We start from the raw sequence: 16,675 nt of genomic DNA on the forward strand, positions 1-16,675 counted from the left end.
GGAAATTAACGTGCTGACGATCTACAACACGCTCACCAAGAGCAAAGAAGTCTTCAAGCCGCTGGATGGCAACAAGGTGCGCATGTACGTGTGCGGCATGACCGTGTACGACTACTGCCACCTCGGCCACGGCCGCAGCATGGTTGCGTTCGACCTGGTGACCCGCTGGTTGCGGTTCAGCGGTTACGACCTGACCTACGTGCGCAACATCACCGACATCGACGACAAGATCATCAATCGTGCCCGCGAGAACGGTGAGTCGTTCGACGCGCTGACCGAGCGCATGATCGCGGCGATGCATGAAGACGAAGCGCGCCTGAACATCAAGAAGCCGGACATGGAGCCGCGTGCCACGGATCATATTCCGGGCATGCACGCGATGATCCAGACCCTGATCGACAAGGGCTTCGCTTACGCCCCGGGTAATGGCGACGTGTACTACCGCGTCGCCAAGTTCATGGGTTACGGCAAGCTGTCGCGCAAGAAGATCGAAGACCTGCGTATCGGTGCGCGCATCGAAGTCGACGAGTCGAAAGAAGATCCGCTGGACTTCGTCCTGTGGAAAGCCGCCAAACCGGGCGAGCCGAGCTGGGAATCGCCGTGGGGCGCCGGGCGTCCGGGCTGGCACATCGAGTGCTCGGTGATGTCCACCTGCTGCCTCGGTGAGACCTTCGACATTCATGGCGGCGGCAGCGACCTCGAGTTCCCGCACCATGAAAACGAAATCGCCCAGAGCGAAGCGGCCACCGGCAAGACCTACGCCAACGCGTGGATGCATTGCGGCATGATCCGTATCAATGGCGAGAAGATGTCCAAGTCCTTGAACAACTTCTTCACCATTCGCGACGTGCTCGACAAGTACCACCCGGAAGTCGTGCGCTACCTGCTGGTGTCGAGCCACTACCGCAGCGCGATCAACTACTCGGAAGACAACCTCAAGGACGCCAAGGGCGCTCTCGAGCGTTTCTACCATGCGCTGAAAGGCCTGCCGAGCGTCGCCCCGGCCGGCGGCGAAGCCTTCGTCGAGCGTTTCACCACGGTGATGAACGACGACTTCGGCACGCCGGAAGCCTGCGCGGTGCTGTTCGAGATGGTGCGTGAGATCAACCGCCTGCGCGAGAGCGATCTCGATGCAGCGGCCGGTCTGGCGGCACGTCTGAAAGAACTGGCGAGCGTGCTGGGGGTGTTGCAACTGGAAGCCGATGACTTCCTGCAAGCGGGCGCCGAAGGGCGTGTCGATGCGGCTGAAGTCGACGCACTGATTGCAGCACGTCTGGCGGCACGCGCCGGCAAGGACTGGGCCGAATCCGACCGCATCCGCGATCAGCTCACCGCCATGGGCGTGGTGCTGGAAGACGGCAAGGGCGGCACGACCTGGCGTCTGGCTGACTGATTGCTTGATCCGCGTTAAAACAAAACCCGCCATGTGCGGGTTTTGTTTTTTCTGGCGGGTGTCAGCTCAAGGCCCCGGTGCTGACCGCGACGATCAGGAAAATCCCCAGCACCGCGCGGTAGATGACGAATGGCCAGGTGGAGAATTTCTCGAGAAAGCGCATCAGGCCCCAGATCGCGAAGAACGCCGAGATGCTGGCAATCACCAGACCGAAAATCAGGTGTCCCCAAACGGCGGCTGGAAGGTCGGCGTGGAACAACACCCACAACTCTTTCAAACCGGCGAGGGCAATCGCCGGCAGCCCGAGCAGGAACGAGAACCGCGCCGCTTCTTCACGCTTGAAGTTGAGAAACAACGCCGCCGTCAGCGTCGAGCCGGAGCGCGACACGCCGGGAATCAGCGCGCCAATCTGCGCAATGCCGACGATCAGCGCGTCGCGCAGACGCATTTCGTCGACGGTGCGCCGATGCCGGCACGACAGTTCGGCAGCGGCCAGCAGAACCGCCATGACCACGCAGGAAATCCCGATCACCATCAGGCCGCGAAGGGGCGAGTTGCAGGCGTTGAGCGTCGAGGACAGCGCAATGCCGGCAATGCCGATGGGTATGGTCGCCAGCACGATGGCCACCGCGAGGATGAACCAGCGGTTGTTGAAATCCCGTTGGCGCACCGCGTCGACGCTGCCACCGACCACTTGCTTGACGTCGCGCCAGAAATAACTGACAACCGCCGCCAGTGCAGCCAGCTGCATGGCCGCGGAAAACGCCGAGCCGGGATCCGGCCAGCCGAGCAGGGCCGGGACGATGCGCATATGCGCGGTGGAGGAAACGGGCAGCAACTCGGTGATGCCTTGAATGATGCCGAGGAAGCCGATCTGCAGGTAATCCAGCGAGGCGAAACCGATATCAAGGCCGGTGGAACAGATGTTGGTCAAAGCACTTATCCTGTGAAAATCAGGAGGAGGGAGGTGTCTGAATCAATGGCATGGCGAAAAACTGAAACATTTCGTCACAGTCTAGTCGGTTCGGTCAATGGGGTGAGGCATTGGTTTTTGTGGTGACCGGGCTGGCGCCTTCGCGAGCAAGCCCGCTCCCACATTGGATTTTTGTCATGTCTGATTTTTGAGTACGACACTGATCCCCTGTGGGAGCGGGCTTGCTCGCGAAGAGGCCGGTTCAGCCACCCTGTCACTCAGCCTGACGCAAGCGCTTGTAAAGGGTATTGCGACTAACCCCCAACCGCCGCGCCAGATGCGAAATATTGCCCCCAGCCGCCAGCAATTCGCGGCTCAACGCCTCGGCATCGTTCAGATCAACTCCCAGCGGCGGCGCCAATTCCACCGGCTCCATCTCCAGATCGACAAAAAAATCATCCGGCAGATGCTCCGGCCGCACCGGTTGTTCCTCGGCCATCGCCAGAGCCACCTGCATCACGCTGCTGACCTGGCGCAGATTGCCCGGCCATGGATGACGGGTGAACAGCTCCAGCACTTCACGGCTCAGCCCGGCCCATTGCGTCGGTTCGCGATGTTGCTCCCACAGGCGTTTGAACAGCGCCTCCTTATCGCTGCGCTCGCGCAACGGTGGCAGTTCCAGGGTCAGCCCACCGATGCGGTAATAAAGATCTTCGCGGAACCGCCCCAGTTGCACCTGCTCCCTGAGCGAGCGGTTAGTCGCCGAGATGATTCGCAAGTCCACCGCGAACAACTCGCTGCTGCCCACCGGTTGCACGCAGCGCTCCTGCAACACCCGCAGCAACCGCGCCTGAGTGGGCAGCGGCATGTCGCCGATTTCATCGAGGAACAGGGTGCCTTTGTCAGCCTTGCGGATCAGGCCGATGCTGCCTTTCTGATTGGCGCCGGTGAACGCACCTTTTTCATAGCCGAACAGTTCCGACTCCACCAGTTCGGCCGGGATCGCCGCGCAGTTGACGGCGATGAATGCTTGTTTGCTGCGTGAGCTGGCCTGATGCAGGGCTTTGACGAAGACCTCCTTGCCAACCCCGGTTTCGCCGTGGATCAGCAACGGGATGTCTTTCTCCAGCAAGCGTTCGGCCTGGCGCACGGCTTTCTCGACGCGGCTGTCACCAAAATGCAGAGAGTTGAGGCTGATCGTTCCCGGCACTTTGATCGGCGCTGCGGCGGGCTTGGGTTCGGCAAATACCCGAGGCTGAATCGGTGCCTGTTGCGGTCGCTTCAGCAAGCACTGGAAGCGGTTGCGCCCGGTGGTCTGCAGGGCGAACGGCAAGCCGTCAGGCTGATTCAACAGCTCCAATAGCGACACGTTGAACAGGCTCTCGATACTGACCCGTGACAGGCGCACGCCGAGCAGATTGTCCGCCCGACGATTGGCCGACAGCACCTGACCGCTCTCATCGAAAATCAGCAAACCGGCCCACTGACTGTCGAGGTTGTTCAACCCGGTGTTGAAGGTCAGTTGAAAGTGCTGGCCATGGAACAGGTTGAGGATCAGCCGGTTCTCCACGGTCTGGCTCATCATCTTGACCATGCCCAGGGTGTGCGAGGGCGGCAGGTAGCTGTCGCTGGACACATCGAGTACGGCGATGACCTTGCGCTCGGCGTCGAAAATCGGCGCGGCGGAGCCGGTCATGAAGCGATTGGCCTTAAGGAAATGTTCATCGTGTTCGATGTGCACCGCTTGTTCGCAGGCCAGCGCAGTGCCGATCGCATTGGTGCCGCTGGAGCGCTCCATCCAGCTCGCCCCGGCGCTAAACCCACGGGCGAGGTTCGGCTCGATAAAGCGCTGAGTGCCCCACGATGTCAGCACCTGGCCCTGATGGTCGGCGAGCATGATCAGGCAATTGGAGTTGCTGAGGATGTTTTCGTAATAGGGCAGGACTTCCTGGTGGGTGGTCTGCACCAGTGAATGATGACGGTCGAGTAAATGCGCGATGCCGGAGGCGGGCAATTGATCGAACGCCGGGCTGCTTTGGTGGCTGAGGCCGAACGCGCGGCACCGTTGCCAGGAGCTCTGGACGATCGCGTCGTGGGACAGCGGCGGGGTAGGTGCGGCCATGGTGGTGGGCCTCTGATGCAGCGTTTTTATTATTGTTATGAACCCAAATCCTGAGCAAAACACAGATCAACTGTGGGAGCGAGCTTGCTCGCGAAAGCGTCGTATCAGTCACCGAATCGGCTGAACGACACACCGCATTCGCGAGCAAGCTCGCTCCCACAGGATCTCCGGTGTTCACCGAAATGAGTTCACAGAGTGTTGTTCACGATTGTTCATTGTCAATCGCCAGACTGTTCAAATCTGTTCAGTCATGAACACCCATTCCCCACGTTTTCGGTGCTTTTCACGACAAATCAACCACTTGCCATTTCTGGCACGAATGTCGCTCTGCTGCACAGGTCGCTTGACTCCAATAATAAAAAAGGCCGAGCCATGTCACTCACCCTGGAGCACGTCTGCCGTACCGTCGAGGGCCAGACCTGGATCGACGATGCCTGCCTGACATTCGAACCCGGATCCTTCAACGTTCTGCTCGGCCGCACGCTGTCCGGCAAAACCAGTCTGATGCGCCTGATGGCTGGTCTGGACAAGCCTGACAGCGGCCGGATCCTGATGAACGGCGTCGACGTCACCCAGCGCCCGGTGCGCCTGCGCAATGTGTCGATGGTCTATCAGCAATTCATCAACTACCCGACCATGACCGTGTTCGAGAACATTGCCTCGCCGTTGCGCCAGGCCGGTGTTGCCAAGGACATCATCCACAGCAAGGTGCAGGAAACCGCACGGATGCTGCGCATCGAGAAGTTTCTGCAGCGCTATCCGCTGGAGCTGTCCGGCGGCCAACAGCAGCGCACGGCGATGGCCCGGGCGCTGGTCAAGGATGCCGAGTTGATCCTGTTCGACGAGCCGCTGGTTAACCTTGATTACAAGCTGCGCGAAGAGCTGCGCCAGGAAATGCGCGAGCTGTTCAAGCTGCGCCACACCATTGCGATCTACGCCACCACCGAACCTAACGAAGCGTTGGCGCTGGGCGGCACCACGACGATTCTGCACGAGGGCCGGGTGATCCAGAGCGGCCCATCGACCTCGGTCTACCACCAGCCGCAAACCGTGCTGGCGGCGGAGTTGTTCTCCGAGCCGCCGATCAACCTGATGCCCGGGCGCATTGCCGGCAACGAAGTCAGCTTCGCCAACTTCGTGCACTTCCCGTTGAACGTCGACCTGCGCTCGGTGGGTGACGGCGAGTTCCGCTTTGGCGTGCGCCCCAGCCATATCTCGCTGGTGCCGAGCAACGATGACGATCTGGAACTGGCGGTCACCGTCGAAGTGGCGGAGATCAGCGGCTCGGAAACCTTCCTCCACGTGCGCAACGAGCATTTCCTGCTGGTGCTGCACCTGCCGGGGGTTCATGAATACGACGTCGATGCGCCGATCCGCATCTACATCCCGACGCACAAACTGTTCGTGTTCGATGCGCAGGGCCGTCTGGTGCAGGCACCGGGCCGGCGTGTCGCGAGGGTTGCCTGATGGCCGAAATCCGTTTGCAGCACCTCGCCCACAGCTACAGCAAAACCCCGAGCGGGCCAGAGGACTACGCGATCCGCGAGATGGATCACATCTGGGCGCAGGGCGGCGCCTATGCCTTGCTCGGCCCTTCGGGTTGCGGCAAATCGACCTTGCTCAACATCATTTCCGGCCTGCTCAGCCCCTCGCAAGGGCATGTGTTGTTCGACGGCAAAGCGGTCAACGACCTGACCCCGGAGAAGCGCAACATCGCCCAGGTGTTCCAGTTCCCGGTGGTCTACGACACCATGAGCGTGTTCGACAACCTCGCCTTCCCCCTGCGAAATCAGGGCATGGCCGAAGCGAAAGTGCACAGCAAGGTGCAGGAAATCGCCGAAGTCCTCGACCTGCAAAACCTGCTGGGCAAGAAGGCGCGTAACCTCACCGCCGACGAAAAACAGAAAGTCTCCATGGGCCGTGGCCTGGTGCGCGACGACGTCTCGGCGATTCTCTTCGACGAGCCGCTGACGGTGATCGACCCGCACCTGAAGTGGAAACTGCGACGCAAGCTCAAGCAGATCCACGAGCAGTTCAACATCACCATGGTCTACGTGACCCACGATCAGCTCGAAGCCTCGACCTTCGCCGACAAGATCGCGGTGATGTACGGCGGGCAGATCGTGCAGTTCGGCACGCCCCGGGAATTGTTCGAGCGGCCGAGCCACACCTTCGTCGGCTACTTCATCGGCAGCCCGGGGATGAACCTGATCGAGGTGCAGCCGCAACCGGGCGGGGTCGGTTTCGCCTCGACGCACCTGCCGTTGTCTGACGCCTTGCAACGACACATCGAACACGGCCAGTGGAAAAATCTGAAGGTCGGCATCCGCCCCGAGTTCATCCATGTCTGGGACGAGCCGTTTGATGAGGCGATGCAGGCGCGGGTGGTCCACGTCGAAGACCTCGGCACCTACAAGATCCTCACCCTCGACCTCGATGGCGCGCCGCTGAAGGTGCGTCTGGCCGAAGACAAACCGGTGCCGCAGGGCACGGCGTACATCAGTTTTCCGGCGCAGTGGCTGATGGTTTATGCCGATGAGTTTCTGCTTGAAGCCGATGATGAGGGGCAGCCATGAACAAGGTGCAGAACAACAAGGCCTGGTGGCTGGTGTTGCCGGTGTTTCTGCTGGTGGCCTTCAGTGCGGTGATCCCGATGATGACCGTGGTCAACTACTCGGTGCAGGACATCTTCGACCAGTCCAGCCGCTACTTCGTCGGTGCCGACTGGTATCGCCAGGTGCTGCTCGACCCACGTCTGCACGACTCATTGCTGCGTCAGTTCATCTACTCGGCCTGCGTGCTGCTGATCGAAATCCCGCTGGGCATCGCCATCGCCCTGACCATGCCGACCAAGGGGCGCTGGTCGTCGGTGGTGCTGATCATTCTGGCGATTCCACTGCTGATTCCGTGGAACGTGGTCGGCACCATCTGGCAGATTTTCGGCCGCGCCGACATTGGCTTGCTCGGGTCGAGCCTGAACGCGCTGGGCATCAGCTACAACTACGCGGCCAATACCATGGACGCTTGGGTCACGGTGCTGGTGATGGACGTCTGGCACTGGACCTCGCTGGTGGCGCTGTTGTGTTTCTCCGGGTTGCGGGCGATTCCCGACGTGTATTACCAGGCGGCGCGGATCGATCGGGCTTCGGCGTGGGCAGTGTTCAGGCACATCCAATTGCCCAAGTTGAAGAGCGTGCTGCTGATCGCGGTGATGCTGCGCTTCATGGACAGTTTCATGATTTACACCGAGCCGTTCGTGCTCACCGGCGGCGGGCCGGGCAATGCCACGACCTTCTTGAGTCAGACGTTGACCCAGATGGCAGTAGGCCAATTCGATCTGGGGCCGGCGGCGGCGTTTTCGCTGGTGTACTTCCTGATCATCCTGCTGGTCTCGTGGCTGTTCTACACCGCCATGACCCATTCCGACGCCAACCGCTGAGGGCCCGGCCATGAGCAAAACAAAGCTTTTCCCGCTGCTGATCTACATCCTGTTCGTGCTGGTGCCGATCTACTGGCTGCTGAACATGTCCTTCAAGAGCAACACCGAAATCCTCGGTGGCCTGACGCTTTTCCCACAGAACTTCACGCTGGCGAACTACAAGGTGATTTTCACCGATCCGAGCTGGTACAGCGGTTACATCAACTCGGCGTACTACGTGACACTCAACACCGTGATCTCCCTGAGTGTGGCGTTGCCGGCGGCGTACGCGTTTTCGCGCTATCGCTTTCTGGGCGACAAGCACTTGTTCTTCTGGCTGCTGACCAACCGCATGGCGCCGCCGGCGGTATTCCTGTTGCCGTTCTTCCAGCTGTATTCGTCGATTGGCCTGTTCGATACGCACATCGCCGTGGCGCTGGCGCACTGCCTGTTCAACGTGCCATTGGCGGTGTGGATTCTCGAAGGTTTCATGTCCGGTGTGCCCAAGGAAATCGACGAAACCGCCTACATCGACGGCTACAGCTTTCCCAAATTCTTCGTGAAGATTTTCATCCCGCTGATCGGCTCCGGCATCGGCGTCACCGCGTTTTTCTGCTTCATGTTTTCCTGGGTCGAACTGCTGCTGGCGCGCACGCTGACCTCGGTGAACGCCAAGCCGATAGCTGCGGTGATGACCCGCACCGTGTCGGCCTCGGGCATCGACTGGGGCGTGCTGGCGGCGGCGGGGGTGCTGACCATCCTGCCGGGCATGCTGGTGATCTGGTTCGTGCGCAATCATGTGGCCAAGGGCTTTGCTCTGGGTCGTGTATGAGGAACGAATGATGGAATGGATGAGCTGGACGGCCCCTACGGCGGGTTTCTTCATCGCCATTGGCTTGCTGCTGGTCGGCATGACCACCTGGGAGTTGCGTTCGCCGAGCATTCTGCGGCGAGGTTTTCTGCCGATTGCCACCACCCGTGGCGATCGCTTGTTCATTGGTCTTCTCGGCAGCGCCTACCTGCATCTGCTGGTCATTGGCGTCACCGACTGGAGCATCTGGGCGGCGTCCGCGCTGTCTTTGGTGTGGCTGTTGCTTGTGATGCGTTGGGGCTAGTCGACTCTCGGCAATCGTGCTCCGAAAATCAAACAGGAGGTCTCTATGTTCGACAAAAACAATAAGCTGCGACATAGCATTTCATTGGCGGCCGTGCTGGCACTCAGCGGTTTGAGCGCATCGGCCTGGGCCGATGCCTATGAGGACGCTGCGAAAAAATGGATCGGCAGCGAATTCAAGCCATCGACCCTGACGCCCGAACAGCAACTCGATGAATTGAAGTGGTTCATCAAGGCTGCCGAGCCGTTTCGCGGGATGGACATCAAAGTGGTCTCGGAGACCCTGACCACCCACGAATACGAGTCCAAAGTGCTGGCCAAGGCCTTCACCGAAATCACCGGGATCAAGTTGACCCACGACCTGCTGCAGGAAGGCGACGTGGTGGAAAAACTGCAGACGGTGATGCAGTCGGACAAGAGCATTTACGACGGCTGGGTCAACGACTCGGACCTGATCGGTACGCACTTTCGCTACGGCAAGACCGAGGCGATCACCGACCTGATGGCCAACGAAGGCAAGAACTTCACCTCGCCGACCCTCGACATCAAGGACTTCATCGGCATCTCGTTCACCACGGCGCCGGACGGCAAGATCTACCAACTCCCCGACCAGCAGTTCGCCAACCTGTACTGGTTCCGCGCCGACTGGTTCGAACGGGCCGATCTGAAAGCCAAGTTCAAGGAAAAGTACGGCTACGAATTGGGCGTGCCGGTGAACTGGTCGGCTTATGAAGACATCGCCAAATTCTTCAGCGAAGACGTCAAGGAAATCGACGGCAAACGTGTCTACGGGCACATGGACTACGGCAAGAAAGACCCGTCGCTGGGCTGGCGTTTCACCGATGCCTGGTTCTCCATGGCCGGTGGCGGCGACAAGGGTATTCCCAATGGTTTACCGGTGGACGAGTGGGGGATTCGTGTCGAGGATTGCCACCCGGTTGGTTCCAGCGTGACCCGCGGCGGCGACACCAATGGCCCGGCGGCAGTCTTCGCCACCCAGAAATACGTCGACTGGCTCAAGGCCTACGCGCCACCGGAAGCGGCGGGCATGACCTTCTCCGAGTCCGGCCCGGTGCCGTCGCAGGGCAACATCGCCCAGCAGATCTTCTGGTACACCGCGTTCACCGCCGACATGACCAAGCAGGGCCTGCCGGTGATGAATGCCGATGGCACACCGAAGTGGCGCATGGCGCCGTCGCCGCGCGGGCCGTACTGGGAGGAGGGCATGAAGCTTGGTTATCAGGACGTGGGTTCGTGGACGTTCATGAAATCCACGCCCGAGAAACAGAAACTCGCGGCGTGGCTGTACGCGCAGTTCGTCACCTCGAAAACCGTGTCACTGAAGAAAACCATCGTCGGCCTGACGCCGATCCGCGAGTCGGACATCAACTCGCAGGCGATGACCGATCTGGCACCGAAACTCGGTGGGCTGGTCGAGTTCTACCGCAGCCCGGCCCGCGTGCAATGGACCCCGACCGGGACCAACGTGCCGGACTATCCGCGTCTGGCGCAACTGTGGTGGAGCCACATCGCCGAAGCGGCGAGCGGCGAGAAGACCCCGCAGCAAGCGTTGGATGGCCTGGCCAAGGATCAGGACGCGATCATGTCGCGCCTCGAACGCTCCAAGGCGCAAGCAGTGTGCGCCCCGAAAATGAACCCGGAACGCGACGCGCAATATTGGTTCGACCAGCCGGGCGCACCGAAACCGAAACTGGCCAACGAGAAGCCGCAGGGCGAGACCGTGAGCTACAACGAACTGCTGAAATCGTGGGCGGATGCGCGTAAGTGATGGTTGATGTGTGAAAAGCAAACGGCACCGTGAGGTGCCGTTTTTTTTGTTGCCTGATCTACCGCTTTCGCGAGCAAGCTCGCTCCCACACTGGATCTATATCGTTCATAAATTCCGATCACAATCGAGATTACTGTGGGAGCGAGCTTGCTCGCGAATACGGTCTGCCATTCAGCATGGATAGTGACTGACACGCCGCCATCGCTTGCAGGCAAGCAATCCCACAGATTGCAGTGGTGTTCACAAAACTCAAAAATACCCTGCCCACTGCAGCAGCTACTAAAGGGCATCGGTCAATGCCAGCTTCATGCTTGGGTTTCTTCAAAGGTATCAAGCATGGCGTCAGGCAATGACGAATCGAAATCTTCAGGCAGCACCAACTTGCCTTTCATAGCGCCAATTCGTGGTGTGCCGGTTTTTCGTGTGTGAGCGAGAAGGCGCTGCGCCCGACCTTGGACTGCCAAAGTCTCGATTTCTGCAACCAACTCACAAAACATGTCTCTGCTCATAGTGCCCCCATCGTTCTTCTACCTGCAAAGACCTTCACCATAAAACTACCCACTCAAGGCTGGCTGTAGGACGAGGCGGATGTTTGGGCGGGAGCTTTCGGAGTTTGTGCGGAGACGAAAGCGTATCGGTAAAAAATCGTACAAAACTTCCGATTCCCATTCTGGCATTCAACATGGATATCGCCTGATCCGACGCTTTCGCGAGCAAGCTCGCTCCCACAGGTTTTGGCGGCGTCCACACATTTTGTGAATGACTACTGTCCCTGTGGGAGCGAGCTTGCTCGCGAAGGCTCAGTATCAGGCAGTGCAGATGTTGCAGGACCCACCGCCATCGCGAGCAGGCGAAGGCCTACAGGTTTCAGTGGTGGTCACAAAACCTGAGTACCCCGCAAATCACTGTGGGAGCTTGCCTGCAAGCGATGGGGCCATGGGTGTCGCCGCGGGAAAACCGAGGCGGAATACGGTCATGACGCCGGGCAAGCTCTTCACCTCCGCCACGCCCTGATGCAGGCTCATGATCGAACGCACGATCGCCAGTCCCAGCCCGGTGCTGCCCTGCGAGCGCGAGCGGGCGCTGTCGACGCGGTAGAAGCGGTCGAATAGATGCGGCAGGTGTTGCGCCTCGATGCCGGCGCCGGGATTGCTGACCAGCAGTGAAGCCTGCGTCGCGCCTTGCTCGATCAGCAAGGTGATGGTTTTGCCGTTCGGGCAATGACGCAGCGCATTCGACAGCAGATTGGAAATCGCCCGCTGGATCATCAACCGATCGCCCAGCACCGATGCGCAACCAACAACATTCAAATGAATCTGCTTGTCCTGCGCCGACAGCGAAAACATCTCCGCGACCTTCGCCGCTTCATCCTCCAGCGCCACCGATTCAAACGGCGCCAGCGCCGACGGATGACTGACCTGCGCGAGAAACAGCATGTCGGAAACAATCCGCGCCACGCGCTCCAGCTCCTCGGTGCAGGACACCAACACGTCCTGGTATTCCCCGGTCGTGCGCTCGCGAGATAGCGTCACCTGCGCCTTGCCCATCAGGTTGTTGATCGGCGTGCGCAACTCATGCGCCAGGTCATCGGAGAACTGCGACAACTGCTGCACCCCGGCATCCAGCCGATGCAGCATGAAGTTGATGCCCTGTGCCAGTTCACTCAGCTCCTGCGGCATGTTCACCACCGACAGCCTATGATCCAGATCCTGAGTCGAGACCATCGCCGCCACCTTGCGAAATTCGCGCAGCGGCGCCAATCCGCGCTGCACCGCGCCCCACGCCGTCAGGCCGATGAACACCAGCAACAGCGGCAAGGCAATCAGCGTCGAGCGCAGGTAGGCGCTGAGTAGCGCCTGATCATGCGCGTTGTCCATCGACAGCAGCACCGGCACGCGGCTGCCATCCTTGAGGCGAATCAGCTTTGACGCGGTAAGGAATTTCGCACCCTCGCCATCGCTGCTGTCGCTGTAGGTCAATTGCTCGGTGGCGGCTCGCACCGCGCGTAACTCGGCGCGCGGATCCTTCAGTCCTGAGCCGGATTTCAGCAGCGGCGAACGCAGGTTCGAACGGTCATAAATCGTCAGCGTCAGGTTGTCATGGCCCATGACCTGATCGAGCAGAATGTGCGGCTTGCCACTGACTTCATTGGCGTCGACGTACAGCGACAGGCTGTGTTCAACCTGCGCCATCTTCTTGTCCAGGCTGTCGCGGGACAGCGCATTCAGCTCATGGGTCAGGGCGAAATAGGCGAGGATCGCCAGAAACACCACCAACAGCGCGCCGAGAATACTCACGGTCAGACCGAGGCGCATCGACAGGCTGGCCGGCTTCATTCCCGCGCCTCCAGCACGTAGCCGACACCGCGCAGGGTGTGGATCAGCTTGTTGTCGAACGGGTCATCGATCTTCGCCCGCAAGCGCCGGATCGACACTTCGACCACGTTGGTGTCGCAGTCGAAATTCATGTCCCACACCAGCGAGATGATTTGCGTACGGGTCAGCACCTCGCCGGACTGGCGCATCAGCAAGTGCAGCAGGGCGAATTCCTTGGTGGTCAGGTCGATGCGCTGCTCGCCACGAAACGCCCGATGCCGGCCCGGATCAAGCTCCAGATCAGCGACTTTCAACACTTGCGGCACCGGGATATTTTCACTGCGGCGCATCAGGGTGCGTACCCGCGCGAGCAATTCGGGAAACTCGAACGGCTTGACCAGATAGTCGTCGGCGCCCAGATCCAGACCACGAATTTTGTCCGCCAGCCGCCCGCGCGCGGTGAGCATCATCACCCGCGTCGAGTGGGTACGACGCAGTTGTTCCAGCACGCCCCAGCCGTCCAGTTCCGGCAAGTTCACGTCGAGAATGATCAGGTCATACGCCTGCTGTTGCGCCAGATGCAATCCATCGGCACCGGTGGCGGCGTGGTCAACGATATAACCACTTTCGGTCAAACCCTGATGCAAGTATTCGGCAGCTTTAAGCTCGTCCTCGACGACAAGGATTCGCATGATCTTTCACCACTTTTATTTAAGGGATATTTAATTAAGGTGGCCGGGAAAATTATGGTTTTTGTAAGTTCTTCCGGACGCTGTTCGATAACTGAATGACGAACACGGTAAAGGCTGTAGTGGCTACAGGGTCAATCTCGGAGGCCTTTAAAACGGCTATCCGCGACAGCCTGTCGCAGTCTGAATGCGCCAATAGACATGTATTGCATTCAGGCAAGTGCTGTTCGGCAGATAACTACCGAGTATTTGTTTCCATGTATTACGGCAAAGCCGTTTGCACTTCGCATCCTAGAACAAAACAACTTTGCCAAACCGTGGATAACGGATTTGTAATGTTTCAGTCACCTTGTCGATAAGTTCAAAACCCTAACGTGGCGGCATCGAAAAATCCCGTATTAAAGGAAGTCCTCCATTGCCCGGTTTAATCGAACTGACGGCGCGATCACGCCTGAACAAAACCGCCAGCGGCCTCTTGTTGTTGGCGTGTAGCAGCCTGACCAGCGCATCGACCCTGACGCTGGATCAGGCGCTGCAAAGTGCCTTCGCCGGCAACCCCGATCTCGCCGCCGCGCAGTGGGAAATCGGCATAGCCGAGGGCGACCGCCAACAGGCTGGGCTGATCCCCAATCCCGAGGTGTCGTGGGAAGCCGAAGACACCCGACGCGACTCGCGCACTACCACGGTGATGCTCAGCCAGTCGATCGAACTGGGCGGCAAACGCGGTGCGCGCATCGATGTCGCCAGCCGTGCGCAGGACGCCGCCGGTATCGAACTGGAGCGCAAGCGCAATGCCTTGCGCGCCGATGTGATCCAGGCGTTCAACAGCGCGCAAACCGCGCAGCAACGCTTGCAGTTGTCGCGCCAGTCACTGCAACTGGCCGAGCACGGTTTGCGCGTTGCTCAGGGGCGCATCGAGGCCGGCAAATCGTCGCCGGTCGAAGGCACGCGAGCGCAGGTGCAGCTCTCGGAAGTGCGCCTGGAGGTGAGCCGCGCCGAGCGCGATCAGGCCAACGCCTATCAGCAACTGGCGCAAGTCATGGGCGCACCGTTGCCGACTTCGACCAATGTGCAAGCCGCGACGCAACACCTCGCCACGCTGCCGCCGCCCAGTCGTTTGCTCGAGCGTCTGAACCAGACCGCCGAGCTGCGTCTGGCGAAACTGCAGATCGATCAACGCGAAGCATCGTTGGGCCTGGAAAAGTCGCAGCGCATTCCCGACCTGACCGTGAGCATTGGCAGCCAGTACAGCGAAACGGAGCGTGAGCGAGTCAACGTGGTCGGGCTGTCGATGCCGATTCCGCTGTTCAACCGCAATCAGGGCAACGTGCTCGCCGCCGCACGGCGCAGCGATCAGGCGCGGGATCTGCGCAACGCCACCGAGCTGCGTTTGCGCACCGAAGTCCAGACCAGCCTTGAGCAATGGCAGACCGCCAATGGCGAAGTCAACGCGTTCAATCAGAGCATCCTGCCCGCCGCACAAAGTGCAGTGGACAGCGCCACCCGTGGTTTCGAAATGGGCAAATTCGGCTTCCTCGATGTACTCGATGCCCAACGCACCCTGATTGCCGCGCGCAGCCAATACATCCAGGCCGTCAGCGAGGCGACCGACGCCCGCGTGCGCCTCGAACGGATCTTCGGCGACCTCAGCGTCAGCCCTTGAATTTCATTTTCAGACAACTGCGCGAAGCACGGCGCAGAGGAGTTTCCATGGATAAAAAACTGCTGGTGGTCGCGGTCGCGACCTTGGCGCTGGGCATTGGCATCGGCTCGATGTGGCCGGCCAATTCAAATATCGACGCGCATGCCGATGAAGCGGCGGAGCACGCCGATCACGCCGATCACGCCGAGGAGGGCGCGGCCGCCGAAGGCGAACATGCCGAAGAAGGCCACATCGAATTGAGTACCGAGCAGATCGCGGCGGCAGGCATTCAACTGGCCGAGGCGCGGACGCAGAGCATCAGTCTCGGCCTGTCGTTCCCCGGCGAAGTGCGCTTCGACGAAGACCGCACCGCGCACGTCGTGCCGCGCGTGCCGGGGGTGGTCGAGTCGGTGGCGGTCAACCTCGGGCAAGCGGTGAAGAAGGGCCAGTTGCTGGCAGTGATCGCCAGTCAGCAGATTTCCGATCAGCGCAGCGAGCAGGCCGCCGCGCAACGTCGCTTGACGTTGGCGCGCACCACCTACGAACGCGAGAAAAAGCTCTGGCAGGACAAGATCTCCGCCGAACAGGATTTCCTCCAGGCGAAGCAAGCGTTGGAAGAGGCGGAAATCGCCATGAACAACGCCCGGCAGAAAATCAGCGTACTCAGCGGCAGCGTGGTCGCCACCGGCGGCAATCGCTACGAACTGCGCGCACCGTTCGATGGCGTGGTGGTGGAAAAACACCTGACGCCGGGCGAGGTGGTCGATGAAACCACGGCCGCTTTCACCCTTTCGGACTTGTCCCGCGTGTGGGTCACGTTCGGCGTTTCGCCCAAGGAGCTGACCCAGGTGCAGGTGGGCAAAACCGTCACCGTGAGCGCGCCGGAATTGCAAGCTGAAGTCACTGGCAGCGTGGCGTACGTCGGCAGTCTGCTCGGCGAACAAACGCGCACCGCGACCGTGCGCGTGACGCTGGAGAACCCGCAGGGCTCATGGCGCCCGGGGCTGTTCGTGACCGCGCGTGTCGCCACCGACAGCCGCCAGGCCAAAGTCGCGGTGCCGGAAACCGCGATCCAGACCGTCGAGGACAAACCCACGGTGTTCGTCCGTACCGACGACGGCTTCAAGGCGCAGACGGTGGAACTGGGCAGCCGCGCCGCTGGCCACGTCGAAGTCACCCAAGGGCTGGAACCGGGCGTGCAAGTCGCCAGCGCCGGCAGCTTCGTCCTCAAGTCGGAGCTGGGCAAAGCCTCAGCCGAGCACAGTCATTAATTCTGGAAG

Annotated in this window: 14 protein-coding genes; 9 read left to right on the forward strand and 5 right to left on the reverse strand. The window is 60.4% G+C overall.

Annotation, left to right across the window (positions count from 1 at the left end):
* The first annotated feature begins 10 nt into the window (after window positions 1-10).
* Window positions 11-1,393, forward strand: coding sequence for a cysteine--tRNA ligase (gene cysS / locus ACVHNU_RS07065; protein ID WP_128614803.1), 1,383 nt, complete (start codon window positions 11-13; stop codon window positions 1,391-1,393).
* A 61-nt stretch (window positions 1,394-1,454) separates the two neighbouring features.
* Here the strand turns inward: cysS and uppP are convergent, their stop codons facing one another.
* The gene (uppP, locus tag ACVHNU_RS07070) at window positions 1,455-2,327 is read right to left on the reverse strand and encodes an undecaprenyl-diphosphatase UppP (protein ID WP_003223749.1); all 873 of its coding nucleotides are present in this window, start codon (window positions 2,325-2,327) and stop codon (window positions 1,455-1,457) included.
* Window positions 2,328-2,580: 253 nt separating this feature from the next.
* Window positions 2,581-4,428 (reverse strand): sigma-54-dependent Fis family transcriptional regulator, encoded by a 1,848-nt coding sequence (locus tag ACVHNU_RS07075; protein WP_473019302.1) that lies wholly within the window; start codon window positions 4,426-4,428, stop codon window positions 2,581-2,583.
* Between the two features lie 372 nt (window positions 4,429-4,800).
* Between ACVHNU_RS07075 and ACVHNU_RS07080 the strand changes: the two genes are divergently transcribed.
* Genes ACVHNU_RS07080 through ACVHNU_RS07105 form a run of 6 tightly spaced genes read left to right on the forward strand, consistent with a single transcriptional unit; the run spans window position 4,801 to window position 10,749 of the window.
* Complete coding sequence (locus ACVHNU_RS07080) at window positions 4,801-5,895, forward strand: ABC transporter ATP-binding protein (RefSeq protein WP_473019303.1); 1,095 nt, start codon at window positions 4,801-4,803, stop codon at window positions 5,893-5,895.
* The gene (locus ACVHNU_RS07085; protein ID WP_473019304.1) at window positions 5,895-7,004 is read left to right on the forward strand and encodes an ABC transporter ATP-binding protein; all 1,110 of its coding nucleotides are present in this window, start codon (window positions 5,895-5,897) and stop codon (window positions 7,002-7,004) included. The genes ACVHNU_RS07080 and ACVHNU_RS07085 overlap by 1 nt, the downstream gene beginning before the upstream one ends.
* Window positions 7,001-7,867: a carbohydrate ABC transporter permease gene (locus ACVHNU_RS07090; protein ID WP_003223756.1), complete on the forward strand. Its 867-nt coding sequence runs from the start codon at window positions 7,001-7,003 to the stop codon at window positions 7,865-7,867. The genes ACVHNU_RS07085 and ACVHNU_RS07090 overlap by 4 nt, the downstream gene beginning before the upstream one ends.
* Window positions 7,868-7,877: 10 nt before the next feature.
* Window positions 7,878-8,678 carry a carbohydrate ABC transporter permease gene (locus ACVHNU_RS07095; protein WP_003223758.1) on the forward strand — a complete coding sequence of 267 codons (801 nt, stop codon included), beginning with the start codon at window positions 7,878-7,880 and terminating at the stop codon, window positions 8,676-8,678.
* A 10-nt stretch (window positions 8,679-8,688) separates the two neighbouring features.
* Entirely contained in the window at window positions 8,689-8,961 is a 273-nt protein-coding gene (locus ACVHNU_RS07100; protein ID WP_003223760.1) for a DUF2160 domain-containing protein, read from the forward strand.
* A 45-nt stretch (window positions 8,962-9,006) separates the two neighbouring features.
* Window positions 9,007-10,749, forward strand: a complete 1,743-nt coding sequence (locus tag ACVHNU_RS07105) for an ABC transporter substrate-binding protein (protein WP_103485333.1) — start codon at window positions 9,007-9,009, stop codon at window positions 10,747-10,749.
* A 305-nt stretch (window positions 10,750-11,054) separates the two neighbouring features.
* On the opposite strand, the gene ACVHNU_RS07110 is transcribed toward ACVHNU_RS07105, so the two are convergent.
* The 3 genes from ACVHNU_RS07110 to ACVHNU_RS07120 all read right to left on the reverse strand — a co-directional run bounded on the left by ACVHNU_RS07110 (window position 11,055) and on the right by ACVHNU_RS07120 (window position 13,756).
* Window positions 11,055-11,258, reverse strand: coding sequence for a type II toxin-antitoxin system prevent-host-death family antitoxin (locus ACVHNU_RS07110; protein ID WP_473019305.1), 204 nt, complete (start codon window positions 11,256-11,258; stop codon window positions 11,055-11,057).
* Window positions 11,259-11,651: 393 nt separating this feature from the next.
* A complete protein-coding gene (locus ACVHNU_RS07115) occupies window positions 11,652-13,085 on the reverse strand; it encodes a heavy metal sensor histidine kinase (protein WP_003223764.1) in 1,434 nt (477 codons plus the stop codon).
* Window positions 13,082-13,756, reverse strand: a complete 675-nt coding sequence (locus ACVHNU_RS07120) for a heavy metal response regulator transcription factor (protein WP_003223767.1) — start codon at window positions 13,754-13,756, stop codon at window positions 13,082-13,084. The genes ACVHNU_RS07115 and ACVHNU_RS07120 overlap by 4 nt, the downstream gene beginning before the upstream one ends.
* Before the next feature lie 412 nt (window positions 13,757-14,168).
* On the opposite strand from ACVHNU_RS07120, the gene ACVHNU_RS07125 reads away from it, so the two are divergent.
* Both ACVHNU_RS07125 and ACVHNU_RS07130 read left to right on the forward strand, forming a co-directional pair.
* Window positions 14,169-15,416 carry a TolC family protein gene (locus tag ACVHNU_RS07125; RefSeq protein WP_473019307.1) on the forward strand — a complete coding sequence of 416 codons (1,248 nt, stop codon included), beginning with the start codon at window positions 14,169-14,171 and terminating at the stop codon, window positions 15,414-15,416.
* A gap of 47 nt (window positions 15,417-15,463) precedes the next feature.
* Window positions 15,464-16,666: an efflux RND transporter periplasmic adaptor subunit gene (locus ACVHNU_RS07130; protein ID WP_473019308.1), complete on the forward strand. Its 1,203-nt coding sequence runs from the start codon at window positions 15,464-15,466 to the stop codon at window positions 16,664-16,666.
* Window positions 16,667-16,675 lie beyond the last annotated feature (9 nt).

It is taken from the genome of Pseudomonas sp. Ors-4-3C, assembly GCF_055755035.1.

Coding starts and splice junctions, on each gene's coding strand:
- ACVHNU_RS07130 (WP_473019308.1), top strand. CDS start 15,464: ATGGATAAAAAACTGCTGGTGGTCGCGGTCGCGACCTTGGCGCTGGGC.
- ACVHNU_RS07085 (WP_473019304.1), top strand. CDS start 5,895: ATGGCCGAAATCCGTTTGCAGCACCTCGCCCACAGCTACAGCAAAACC.
- ACVHNU_RS07095 (WP_003223758.1), top strand. CDS start 7,878: ATGAGCAAAACAAAGCTTTTCCCGCTGCTGATCTACATCCTGTTCGTG.
- ACVHNU_RS07075 (WP_473019302.1), bottom strand. CDS start 4,428: ATGGCCGCACCTACCCCGCCGCTGTCCCACGACGCGATCGTCCAGAGC.
- ACVHNU_RS07105 (WP_103485333.1), top strand. CDS start 9,007: ATGTTCGACAAAAACAATAAGCTGCGACATAGCATTTCATTGGCGGCC.
- ACVHNU_RS07115 (WP_003223764.1), bottom strand. CDS start 13,085: ATGAAGCCGGCCAGCCTGTCGATGCGCCTCGGTCTGACCGTGAGTATT.
- ACVHNU_RS07080 (WP_473019303.1), top strand. CDS start 4,801: ATGTCACTCACCCTGGAGCACGTCTGCCGTACCGTCGAGGGCCAGACC.
- ACVHNU_RS07120 (WP_003223767.1), bottom strand. CDS start 13,756: ATGCGAATCCTTGTCGTCGAGGACGAGCTTAAAGCTGCCGAATACTTG.
- ACVHNU_RS07110 (WP_473019305.1), bottom strand. CDS start 11,258: ATGAGCAGAGACATGTTTTGTGAGTTGGTTGCAGAAATCGAGACTTTG.
- ACVHNU_RS07090 (WP_003223756.1), top strand. CDS start 7,001: ATGAACAAGGTGCAGAACAACAAGGCCTGGTGGCTGGTGTTGCCGGTG.
- ACVHNU_RS07100 (WP_003223760.1), top strand. CDS start 8,689: ATGGAATGGATGAGCTGGACGGCCCCTACGGCGGGTTTCTTCATCGCC.